We start from the raw sequence: 432 nt of genomic DNA, 5'->3' as shown, positions 1-432 counted from the left end.
TGCCGGTGCGGGATCGGGTGGTGCGGGAAGATGACGAATCGAAGTGATGTCGGATGGGAGGCGAGGAGCGGTGATGGAGAAGTTCTCGGTGGACGCGGTGGCGCGTGAACTGTTGCAGCGAGCGGGCGCGGTCTCGGCGGGGCGCGCCGCGGAGACCGTGTTCGGCGGGCACGAGCATCGGCTGCGGCAGACCGTGGTCGCGTTGGTGGCCGGCGCCGAACTGGCCGAGCACGACAATGCGGGCGAGGCGACGCTGCTGGTTCTGCGCGGGCGAGTCCGGCTGCGCAGCGCGGACACCTCGTGGGAAGGACGCCATGGTGATCTGCTGGTGGTGCCGCAGGCCCGCCACAGCCTCGAGGCGATCGAGGACAGCGCAGTGCTGCTGACGGTCGCGAAATAGTCTGGCCGGCCGGGCCGTTCATCACGATCGGC

General features: G+C 69.9%; 1 protein-coding gene. It reads left to right on the top strand.

Going from position 1 to position 432, the window contains the following annotated elements; all coding sequences use genetic code 11:
* The first annotated feature begins 73 nt into the window (after positions 1-73).
* The gene (locus IG65_RS0134095; RefSeq protein WP_030519020.1) at positions 74-400 is read left to right on the top strand and encodes a cupin domain-containing protein; all 327 of its coding nucleotides are present in this window, start codon (positions 74-76) and stop codon (positions 398-400) included.
* Positions 401-432 lie beyond the last annotated feature (32 nt).

It is taken from the genome of Nocardia sp. NRRL WC-3656 (genome assembly GCF_000720265.1).
Taxonomy (GTDB): Bacteria; Actinomycetota; Actinomycetes; order Mycobacteriales; family Mycobacteriaceae; genus Nocardia; species Nocardia nova.
This window is presented reverse-complemented; position numbering and strand designations above follow the sequence as displayed.